Origin of the sequence: uncultured Methanobrevibacter sp. (genome assembly GCF_902764455.1) — an archaeon.
GTDB lineage: Archaea > Methanobacteriota > Methanobacteria > Methanobacteriales > Methanobacteriaceae > Methanocatella.
In genome coordinates, this window is sequence record NZ_CACWVY010000029.1 from 19088 (window position 1) to 29114 (window position 10027).

Sequence of the window (10027 nt, forward strand, 5' to 3'; positions counted from 1 at the left end):
ATTAGAATACCTCTTGAATAATATCCCCATCAGAAATAATACCTATCAATTTTTCATCTTCAACAACAGGAAGTTGATTCAATATTCCTGAAGATGAAACACTGTCTTTCATGATTTTAATAGCTGTTTCAATAGTATCATCAGGAGATACAGTAACAACTGATGTTATCATGATTTCTTCAACACTAGTTCCCAATTCATACTTATCTAAAATTAAATTATGACCTACGTCAGTAGCAGTTATAATACCAATTAGCTTTTCATCCTCCACAACAGGAAGGGCACTAATCTTAAATTCCATTAACTTTTCAAATGCATAAACTACATCAATATCCTTAGTAGTTGTAATAACATCTGAAGTCATAATTTCCTTAACTTTCTTGCTCAACATTATCTACATCTCCGAATTTCTCTAATATATCATTAACCATAATGTCAATAGTCTGAGTGATATCAACATTATTAATTATACGAGAATCATGAATCTTAGCCTGTTCGACTAAAAATTTTTGAGTTTTTCTAATAGTATCAAAATTGTCCATATATCTTTCAAGTGACCTTTTAACCCAAGGCAGTCTGCATCTTGCATAAAACCTTTGCTTGTGGGATTCTTCATCATCTACTGTCAATGTAAATATTATAATATTATTGTTTTCAATCAGGTCTTTTCTGATAAAACCTGGAACAATATGAACACCCTCAATAATAGTACTGATTCCTTCCTTTACAGACCTCTCGATAATTGCTTCAATTCCTACATTAACAACATCAACATGACTGATGAATCCTTCAATTACGGAATCTATTCTAATGGAAGGAGTTCTGATACTTTCATATGCATCAAAACTGGATTTATGAATAACAGGACTTAAATCCTTTGAGACAATCTTACGCATTACCTCACGTATCATATCAGTACTGATAAGATTTTTTAATCTGAGTCTGTTTGCAAGTTCAAAAGCCATTGATGATGTTCCAACACCTGAAGCGCCGCCAATCAAAATAATTAAAGGTTTTTGAGATGTTCTAAGAGATCTCCAATTCTTATATTTGCTTGCAATCACAGAATCAATTTTTTCTAAATGATTTAAAACCACATCTGCCAGTTCATTACTTGAAATTTCAGTAACATCCTTATTAATTAAATCCATTTCAATATCACTGGCGATTTCATGAGCTCTTTGAAAACCAATATCTGCAACATTAATAGATCTAGACAAAATACCTTTGGAAAAAGGTTCTTTGTAGTTTTTACCATCAACATTAGCTGTAACCCAAATCATAATAACACTCAGCATATAAAATTCATAGTAAAATTTATAATTTAATATAAATAAAATTTGTTATTTGATTTGGAAAAAAAATTAAAAAAAAGAAAGATGAAAATTATTCATCTAAAGAAACTAAGCTTATATCATAATTAGAACCGTCTTTAACATCAATTAAGACTGCACCATTATCTTTAAGCATACCAGGATTTGCTACATCAGTAGTGATTCCTATTTTACTAAGTGACCTGGCTTCATGAATATGTCCACAGATATTAATTTGAGGTTCAAATTCATGAATTGATTTTAAAATTCCCTGACTGCCCACATGGTCACCACTTTGAAGCTTATCTGCTTCAGTATTATAAGGCGGAGCATGAGTAGCCAATATTTTTACTTTTGGAACTTGGTCATTGTAGACATAATCGTAATTGGCTAACAATTCAAAAACGTCACCATATATTTTGTTGTCCTGAATTTCACCAGGGGTATTGAACGGAGTTTCATTGGAACCTCCATATCCGAATAAAATTGCATCACCATATGCAATAATATTGTTGTGAAGACAGAAGGAAACTTCATTAATAGCATTGCAAATACCTTTAGGGTCACAGTTACCTGGAATAGCAATTACATCCACACCACAGTCAGCAACTTTCTCAATGAAAGTTCCTACAAATTCCAAAGGTCCAAAATCAGTAATATCACCAAGAATTATAACTAAATCAATATCATTATTATTTAAATAAGTGTATAAATTTTCGTTTTCTTCACCATGAACATCGCTTATTGCTAAAATTTTTGTCATTTAATCACCTTGTTGTTCTAAAAAGAATGATCCCATTTCTTTTAATCCAGTCTTTAAATCAGGTTTATCTCCATGAATCTGAATTGTTACATCATCATCAAATTCAATGATAAGACCATTCCATTCTGCAATTTCCTGAACTCTTTCTTCAGCTAAAGGATTTTTTAGAGTAATTCTACCAGTAGTTAATCCTGGAGGAGTATTTGGGATAAATCTAGCACGGGAATCTGCAAATTCAAATACTTCTTTACCCTGCATAGCCTGTTTTAATAAATCAAGCCAGTAATCTACATATTCTTCATCTTCTTCTTCAGCAATAGTTAAAAGAGTTCCTTGAATATTATTTAAAGACATTTCTGCTTTAGCTAAACCATTAATCAAATCAGGATGGGACGGGTCTCTTTTGTAAGAGCTGATTGATGATCTAATCAGTCCCATCTCCGGGCCAACTCCATTTGGAATATCATGTCCTTTTTTAGTTAAATCTTGAAGGAGATGATTAAGAATCAACCAGTTTTGTTCTGATGGTAAGCTCATAAATGTCCACCTATAATTTTTAAAGTAGTATGGTTAATTTTTGCATCAGCTTCTTTTAATTCCTGTTCAATCTGACTGGTGCTGGTATAAGAATCTAAGAATAATACATGATGAGTGGAAGTGCCTGCAATGTTTAATATTGCTAATTCATCATCAGGTTTGAGTTCTCTTTTGTCAATAGTTGCTTTGAATTGTACGTATGGCTCATATTCTTCAGGAAGGTCAGAATATTTAAAAATGCCATCTAATGTTGCTACAAACATAATTACACCTCATTTAATATTATTGGTTTATCATTTCTTATTAATCATATATAAAAGTAATCACAAATCATTCGTATATATTCAAACAAAAAAAATTTTAGATAAAAAAAAAAGTTATCAAAAAATGATAACAAAAAACCAAAGTGTGTTTTCAATGCCTAAAAAAAATAAAAATAAAAGGATTTAAAAATCCTTAAATTTATTCACCTAATGCTTTTTTGATTGCAGGAGTTGCATCAATTTTTTGAGCATCAAAGGTTAATTCTTCAGCTGATAATCCCATAGCTAATCCGTATAATTGAGCTAAGTGGAATACAGGTAATGCAAAGTCAGTTCCGTATTTTTCGTTTACTTCAGTTTGACCTTGGTCAAATTGTAAGTGACAGAAAGGACATACGTTAACAATTGCATCTACACCAGCTTCAGTCATGTGGTCGAGTTTTTCTTTAGTGAAACTAGTAGTTACATCTAAATCTCTGGATCTTAAACCTCCACCAGCACCACAGCACATCATTTTGTCTTTGTAGTCAACTGATTTAGCACCAGTAATTTCTACAAGGTCATCTAAAATAGATGGGTTTTCAGCTTGGTCTTCAATACCGATAGTTTCAGTAGGTTTTAAGAAGTGGCAACCATAGTGAACTGCAACATTTAAGTCTAAAGGTTTTTCAATTAATGAAGCTAATTTTTCGTAACCAACATCATCTCTTAAAATTTGAGCGAAGTGTTTTACGTTAATAGTTCCTTTGTATTCTCTGCCGATTTCAGCTAAGTTTTTGTTAATTTCAGCTTTTTTCTCTTCATCTTCTTTTAACATGTGGTTACATTCGAATAATGAACCGAAACATCCGTTACATTCAGTCATTATGTCTGCACCAATGTCTTCAGCAAGAGTTAAGTTACGAGCTGCAATAGTAGCCCAAGTTTCTTCATCAAAAGAACCAAATACACCAGGAGCAGGACAACAAGATGCTCCTTCCATATCTTTTAATTCAATATCTAATGCTTCAAATAATTTTCTGGTAGCTTTTTCAACACCAGGATAACGGTTGTTCATAATACAACCTAAGAAGTATGCAATTTCCATATTATAACTCTCCTAATAAATTTATTCTTTTAATCCACCGGTTGCTTCGTCATAACCAATTAATTCATCGAAACCAGTAAGTTTACAGATTTTTTGTACTTCAGCTAATGCTTCTGGGAAAGCATGAGTTGTTGGTGGAATTTCTGGAAGACCGATTTTAGTTCTTAAAGCTTTAGTAGCATCGTTGATTGGTACACCGTGTCCAGTGTTCATTACAAATACACCAGTCATTTTGTGTGGTTTTGCCATGTAACCTGCGTGAGCAGCGATGTTACGAGCTTTTTTAATAATTTCAACAATTTTAACACTTCTGAGACATCTTTCTTGGCAGGTGTAACAGGTAGTACACATCCATAATGCGTCATCAGTGATAACTTCTTCTTTTAAACCTAATAAACATTTTCTGACAATTTGTCTTACTTTGTATGGAGTTCTTCTTCCAGATGGACAACTTCCACTACAGGTTCCGCATTGGAAACAGTGTTTTACAGTTTCAATACCTGCGTCAATAAATTCAGCAGTGAAATCTGAATCACGATTACTATCATTTAATAATTCTTTATCAGTCAATAAAGTCATATTATCTCTCTCTGTATCTTTTTTATTTGAATCTTCCTCAACTTCCTCTTCGACATCTTCTTCAGGAGCTTCTTCAGCAACTGCTTCTTCAACAACTTCATCAGGAGTTTGTTCAGCAACTGCTTCTTCAACAGCTTCTTCAGGAGCTTCTTCCTCAACAGAAACTTCCTTAACAACCTCAACTTCAAGTTTTACTTCAAGTTTAGATTTATGTTTAGGAGCTTCTTCCACAATTTCTTGAGGTTCAGCATCCTTTTCTATGGATTCGACGTCTTTTTTGAAAGTCAAGTCTTTTTTATCGTCTTCGGAACCTGTTTTAACTACTTTTTTAATTGGTTCAGTAGTTTTAGTTCCAGAAACGATGCCATCATTTACATTTTGTGAAGATGTAACTTGGACATCATCAGATGTGTTTGATACATCATTACTGATGCCTTTTTCTTCAGTAATATTATTCTCTTTAAATAGAGATTTAAGACGATTTATAATAGACATTGAAAACACACCTCGGATTTATAGGATTAACTCCTTAAATCCATAATAATAATCTTAAAAAGATTATATATAAAGGTTACTAAATTTTTACAAAGTGTAATCAAAAAGATTACAGAAGATTAAAAATTTTAATAAACCTAAAAGACAAAAATATATACAACAACAAAATAGGATAGAAACAAATGATTAAAAAATTCGAAATCAAATCACATGACGGACCCGGAAGAGTTGGAAAAATCGACGGAGAACTCACTCCAAAAATTTTTTACAAAGATGATTTGAAAATTGCACCAAATGAAGGATCATCATATAACATAGACCGTGAAATTGCAGAATTTAACGTTAAAGAAACATTGCGCCTTGCAAAAGACAATACTGAAAACTGCGATGTTGCGGTTATCCAAGGATCCAAATATTTAGATTTAAGAATAGAATGCCTAAAGCAATTAGAAAAAATAGGCTACAACGGATTTATCATTGCCAATGGTGATGCTCTTTTAACAAATCCAAGAGACCTTGTTGAACTTGTCGTCAATCTTAAAAAAGAAGCTAAAAAAACAAGTTATTTTATCTTTTCATTTGCAGAACTGTCATTTATGCCTATCCTAACATATATGGGAATCGACGGATTTTTAGTTGATAGCGCAAATTATTACAGTCATTTAAATGTACTTCAAACTCCCACAAAGGCATATGATTTAAATACTTATCCTATTTATGAAAATATTACACAAGAAGAGCTGGAAGAAAAGAACATTGAGAATATGGAATTTGTGATAAAAGAAATCCATGCCCACATGAAAAACAAGTCCTTGAGAAATCTTGTAGAAGAACGTTCAGGAACAACTCCACAAAACATCTCAACCTTAAAAATACTTGATAGAACCTGCATGGATTATTTACTTGAGTTTACACAGTTATTTTAAAAGAATCTATAATTTTTTGATATTCCCTTTCAGATTCTCCTGATACATCAAGGGTCCTCATCTCAAAGATATAGATATCTCCGTCTTCAATGAAAACATATGTATGAATATCAAAATTGATTTCAGGAGTATCCATATTTGCATGAAGTTTAATTGCATCATAACCTGCAATTTTAACAAAATCAGAAGAGATTATGACTCCCCCATCATCTGATATTGCATCCTCCATGAACAGCTTATAATCTTCAAGATTGGTAGCTGTCGGAAACATCACCGCATTGATTAGATTGTCCTGTCCTTTTGACAGTGTAGCTATGCAGTCAGGATTTGATAGAATATCTGCCTTTTCCACTTCCCAGGAATCTGGATATTGAAAGGTAATCCTGCCAGTGTTAAATGTCCTCATAAACTACTCCTCTTTTTTGGATAAAACCTCAATAGTTTCAGGTTTTTCATCTTCAATAGTGTCAATATATTTGGAAAATGGTTCTGGAAGTTTAGGCATGACCTCTTTTAGGATTTCAGCAGCATCAAGCTCTAAAGCCTGTCCTGAAAGTAACTGTTCCACATCAAAGTCAAAGTCAAACGGCTTGAGCAAATCATCTGTAGGTACCCTTAAATTAATATTTTTCTTATTGAGAATCATTTTAAGAGTACTTGTGTTTCTAATTTGCTCATTCATATCTTCAACAGTCGCATTTATATCATATGCTATTGCCTTGTTTTTCTCGTTTACCTCATGTTTGGATTTTTCAATTGATCTTTCCAAATCCGCTACAAGCATAGCATTTCTTCTGTTGATATTATCTCTTGCTTCATCGATAACAACATTAATAGCATTTAAAATTGATTTGTTGAGCTCAACATTATATGCAAGAATCATCCTATTTTTATAATCAAGTTCCTTAAATATGGCAACTCTTTCATCATCGATTCTTGTAATTTTTTTGTTTAACTCATTAATTTCATCTTTAGCCTTAATGAGCTCTTCCTTTTCTGTGAGCTGTTCTTTTAGTGAATCTACATCATCAAAAAATGAACCTTTAAGAGTTTGAATCTGGTCTTGCAATACTGAAATCTCATCATCCTTTTCCTGTAGGATTTGGTCAAATTCATTGAGTTTTTCATCTGAAAACTGGTTTTCCACTAATGCTTCATATTCTTTTTGAGTCAATACCTTAACCAGTTCATTATCTTCAAAAGGATCTTCTTTTTTGAGGCTTACTTGTTTTTGCTTAGATTCCTTTTCAACCGTATTTCCCTCTTTGTCTTTACTGGTATACTTTTTAGTATAAACTCTAACAGTTCTAAATTCATCATCACTTTCCATTATTAACACCACTCTATATTAATAAATAGAAAGTTTTATTTTAAATAGTTAATGTAAAAAAAGAAAAAAAGAGAAAAAAATTTATTTATCTTCTTTCTCAATCCACAATAACATCGCCTCTTCAATTGCTTTTGAATACCATCCTGTTTTGAATAACATCTTATTGGAGGCTATTTTGCGAAAATTCAAGTCGATGTCATTATTGACACTGATTGTAACGCGTTTGTTTTTAGACATACAATTAGATTGTTTAAACTAGTTAATAAATACATTAGTATTTTTTTAGGTCATTTTAATCTTAAAAAATGAATATTAATCTGAATTAATAATTTTTAAGCAAAATTATAAATATAAATTACAATATTTTTGAAAAATTTACTGCGATAAATTATATCCCATTCATCTAAGACAAATTTAATTTTAGTGATTATTTTTCGCATCTCAACAATAATATCGAGCATCTTATAACCCCCATCAAATAGCCATTTATATTGAATTTACCAAGTTATAATTGCGAATAGTTAATTGACAATCAACTATTATCAAAATGGAGATATTATTATGAATGCAAAAGAAAAGACTATGCAGCATTTCAACAAAACAGCTGCAAGCTATAATAGTACAAGTGATGGAAAATTTGTTGAACCAATGTATGAGCCAATATTGAATGAAATTCAAAAACTTCAAAGCGGAAAGATTTTAGATGTAGGATGCGGAAATGGGAACCTATTTACCTTACTTCCTGATGGAAAATATGAATTATATGGCGTTGATTTTTCTGAAAACATGATACTTGAGGCTAAACATAACTGTAAAACAAAAGCATCATTTTTAGTTGCTGATGTAGAGGCACTGCCTTTTAAAGACAATAGCTTTGATATTATAATTTGTAATGCTTCATTTCACCATTATATTCATCCAAATAAAGCCTTAAGAGAAATGCAACGTGTTTTGAAAGACGGAGGCATACTCCTGATTGGAGATCCTTATGTTCCCAGTCTTGTAAGACCCATGATAAACATATTAATCAAGTTTTCAGAAAAGGGAGACCATCATTTTTATGGATTTAAAGAAATGAAGAACTTATTTATAAAAAATGGACTTAGTCCAGTTTATTTTGAAAAAACCGGAGAACATACCGCATTACATATTGCTGAAAAACTATAATCCACTAATTGAATTACAGCACATTTTAGATGCTGTCGCCATTAATAAAACACCTCCTCAAAAATGAAAGATTACCCGTTAACATATTAATGTAAAAAATATACAACATCCAATATATTTTAAAAAAAAATTAAATATTTAAAAGATATATTAATAAATATCTAAACAAATATTTAGAGGTGAATTTAAAATGAGTATTAAAAAAGTTGTTGTTGCAGGAGGGGGAGTGCTTGGAAGCCAAATCGCTCTTCAAACTGCATACTGTGGATTTGATGTGACAATCTGGCTTAGAAGTGAAGGATCTATAGAAAGAGCAAAACCAAAACTTGAAAGGTTTAAAAATATCTACATTGACACCCTTGAGCAAATGAAAACTGATAAAATTGCTTATTGCAGAGGACTTTCTAAAAAAACAGATTTGACCGCCGATGAAATTGATGAATTAAAAGTGCAGGCACAAAATGCTTTTGACAGCTTAACATTAACAACCAGTTATGAGGAAGCTGCAGACGATGCTGATTTAATTATTGAAGCAATTGCTGAAAATCCAGAACAAAAAATAGCGTTTTATCAGGAACTTGCAAAATATATGGATGAAAAGACAATACTTGTTACCAATTCCTCAACATTGCTTCCATCAATGTTTGCAGAATATACTGGAAGACCTGAAAAATACCTTTCTCTTCATTTTGCAAACACAATCTGGCAGAACAACACTGCAGAAGTAATGGGACATGCCGGAACCGAACAGAAGTATTATGATGAAGTAGTTAAATTTGCTGAAGATATCAACATGATTCCTTTACAACTTAAAAAGGAACAACCTGGATACATATTGAATTCATTACTGGTTCCATTTTTAAGTGCCGCAGAATCATTGCTTGCAAATGATGTAGCAGACCATGAAACAATCGACAAGACATGGATTTTAGCTACAGGCGCTCCTTCAGGACCATTTCACATATTGGATATTGTAGGTCTTGAAACTGCTTATAATATCATAATCATGAATCCTCAAGCAGGAGATCCTGAAACCACACCTGGAAAAATAGCTAAAATGCTTAAAGAAAAAATCGATGCTGGCGAAACTGGTATTAATGCGGGAAAAGGATTTTACACATACTAATCCTTTTTTTATTTTTTTTGACCTTTGATGACACCGCCATATTTAAAATTTTTATAAAATCAAACAAAACATTTATATAATATTAAAATATAAGTATTATACGATGTGAAATAAATTTCATATTTGTACATGACACAATTCAACCATTTTATAATCTCCAAAATGATTAGAAAATGTTTTATTTAGGAAGTAGTACTACAGACTACTTCCAAAACTCCCCCTATTTTTATACTAACTATCAATTTTAAAAATTATTTTTATATAAAATATCAGTTTAAAGAATTAATTTATAGAATTATCAAAAAATAACAAATAAAAATTAAAAAAAAATTTAGAATAAAAGAGTCTGTAAAATTTTATAGGCTTATTTGATTTTAAATTTTTTACAGTTGAAGTTTCACTTCGATGAAAATTCGTTCTAATTTTTCTTTAATTTAAATT

The 10027-nt window shown here is 31.4% G+C and carries 13 protein-coding genes; 3 read left to right on the forward strand and 10 right to left on the reverse strand.

What is annotated here, in order from left to right; translation table 11 throughout:
• Nucleotide 1: 1 nt before the first annotated feature.
• The 7 genes from QZU75_RS09555 to hdrC form a co-directional block, all read right to left on the reverse strand.
• Nucleotides 2-394 carry a CBS domain-containing protein gene (locus QZU75_RS09555; RefSeq protein WP_296883321.1) on the reverse strand — a complete coding sequence of 131 codons (393 nt, stop codon included), beginning with the start codon at nucleotides 392-394 and terminating at the stop codon, nucleotides 2-4.
• On the reverse strand, nucleotides 372-1283 hold the full coding sequence (locus QZU75_RS09560; protein WP_296883302.1) for a 2-phosphoglycerate kinase: 912 nt from the start codon (nucleotides 1281-1283) through the stop codon (nucleotides 372-374). Before QZU75_RS09560 ends, QZU75_RS09555 begins: the two co-directional genes overlap by 23 nt.
• A gap of 103 nt (nucleotides 1284-1386) precedes the next feature.
• Entirely contained in the window at nucleotides 1387-2076 is a 690-nt protein-coding gene (locus QZU75_RS09565) for a metallophosphoesterase (RefSeq protein WP_296883304.1), read from the reverse strand.
• Nucleotides 2077-2613 carry a DUF2096 domain-containing protein gene (locus QZU75_RS09570; protein WP_296883305.1) on the reverse strand — a complete coding sequence of 179 codons (537 nt, stop codon included), beginning with the start codon at nucleotides 2611-2613 and terminating at the stop codon, nucleotides 2077-2079.
• Nucleotides 2610-2876 (reverse strand): DUF749 domain-containing protein, encoded by a 267-nt coding sequence (locus QZU75_RS09575; RefSeq protein ID WP_296883307.1) that lies wholly within the window; start codon nucleotides 2874-2876, stop codon nucleotides 2610-2612. Before QZU75_RS09575 ends, QZU75_RS09570 begins: the two co-directional genes overlap by 4 nt.
• Nucleotides 2877-3075: 199 nt before the next feature.
• Nucleotides 3076-3963 (reverse strand): CoB--CoM heterodisulfide reductase subunit B, encoded by an 888-nt coding sequence (hdrB, locus tag QZU75_RS09580; protein WP_296883309.1) that lies wholly within the window; start codon nucleotides 3961-3963, stop codon nucleotides 3076-3078.
• A gap of 21 nt (nucleotides 3964-3984) precedes the next feature.
• Nucleotides 3985-5037 carry a CoB--CoM heterodisulfide reductase subunit C gene (gene hdrC, locus QZU75_RS09585; RefSeq protein WP_296883310.1) on the reverse strand — a complete coding sequence of 351 codons (1053 nt, stop codon included), beginning with the start codon at nucleotides 5035-5037 and terminating at the stop codon, nucleotides 3985-3987.
• 182 nt (nucleotides 5038-5219) lie between these two features.
• On the opposite strand from hdrC, the gene QZU75_RS09590 reads away from it, so the two are divergent.
• A complete protein-coding gene (locus QZU75_RS09590; RefSeq protein WP_296883312.1) occupies nucleotides 5220-5963 on the forward strand; it encodes an archaeosine tRNA-ribosyltransferase in 744 nt (247 codons plus the stop codon).
• Here the strand turns inward: QZU75_RS09590 and QZU75_RS09595 are convergent.
• The 3 genes from QZU75_RS09595 to QZU75_RS09605 all read right to left on the reverse strand — a co-directional run bounded on the left by QZU75_RS09595 (nucleotide 5947) and on the right by QZU75_RS09605 (nucleotide 7530).
• The gene (locus tag QZU75_RS09595) at nucleotides 5947-6369 is read right to left on the reverse strand and encodes a PsbP-related protein (protein ID WP_296883314.1); all 423 of its coding nucleotides are present in this window, start codon (nucleotides 6367-6369) and stop codon (nucleotides 5947-5949) included. The genes QZU75_RS09590 and QZU75_RS09595 overlap by 17 nt on opposite strands.
• A 3-nt stretch (nucleotides 6370-6372) precedes the next feature.
• A complete protein-coding gene (locus QZU75_RS09600) occupies nucleotides 6373-7293 on the reverse strand; it encodes a hypothetical protein (RefSeq protein ID WP_296883315.1) in 921 nt (306 codons plus the stop codon).
• 81 nt (nucleotides 7294-7374) lie between these two features.
• Complete coding sequence (locus tag QZU75_RS09605) at nucleotides 7375-7530, reverse strand: hypothetical protein (protein ID WP_296883317.1); 156 nt, start codon at nucleotides 7528-7530, stop codon at nucleotides 7375-7377.
• Between the two features lie 324 nt (nucleotides 7531-7854).
• Between QZU75_RS09605 and QZU75_RS09610 the strand changes: the two genes are divergently transcribed.
• Nucleotides 7855-8460 carry a class I SAM-dependent methyltransferase gene (locus QZU75_RS09610; RefSeq protein WP_296883319.1) on the forward strand — a complete coding sequence of 202 codons (606 nt, stop codon included), beginning with the start codon at nucleotides 7855-7857 and terminating at the stop codon, nucleotides 8458-8460.
• Between the two features lie 190 nt (nucleotides 8461-8650).
• Nucleotides 8651-9586 carry a 3-hydroxyacyl-CoA dehydrogenase gene (locus QZU75_RS09615; protein WP_296883320.1) on the forward strand — a complete coding sequence of 312 codons (936 nt, stop codon included), beginning with the start codon at nucleotides 8651-8653 and terminating at the stop codon, nucleotides 9584-9586.
• Nucleotides 9587-10027 lie beyond the last annotated feature (441 nt).